The sequence below is a fragment of the Bradyrhizobium sp. NBAIM08 genome, assembly GCF_020193935.1.
Lineage (GTDB): Bacteria > Pseudomonadota > Alphaproteobacteria > Rhizobiales > Xanthobacteraceae > Bradyrhizobium > Bradyrhizobium yuanmingense.
Window position 1 is genome coordinate 1 of sequence record NZ_JADYVR010000248.1, and the last position, 460, is coordinate 460.

The window sequence follows — 460 nt, forward strand, 5'->3', positions numbered from 1 at the left end:
GGCCCCGACCCGCCGCATCCGTGCCTCGAGGGCGGCGAGGCCGGTGGCGAGGGCGTTGGGATCGGCCACGGCGGGCTCCTCCTCCCTGGCGCCGATGAAGCGGCCGAAGACCCAGCCGAGGCCGCGCTGCAGGTCGTCCATGACGAGGAAGAAGGACGGCACGACGACGAGGCTCAGGACCGTCGAGACGATGATGCCGCCGATCACCGCCGTCGCCATGGGCGCGCGGAACGAGCCGCCCTCGCCCACGCCGAGCGCTGACGGCAGCATGCCTGCCGACATGGCGATCGAGGTCATGACGATCGGCCGCGCCCGCTTGTGGCCCGCCTCCACCACGGCCTCGAACCGCGCCATGCCGTGGCGCCGCATCTCGACGGCGAAGTCCACGAGCAGGATCGCGTTCTTGGTCACGATCCCCATCAGCATCAGGATGCCGATCAGCACCGGCATGGAGATGGCG

The 460-nt window shown here is 71.1% G+C and carries 1 protein-coding gene; it reads right to left on the minus strand.

Annotated elements, in window-relative coordinates:
• Positions 1 to 460 (minus strand): efflux RND transporter permease subunit (locus I6F37_RS39335; protein WP_225154276.1); only part of this gene is annotated, 460 nt, incomplete at both ends.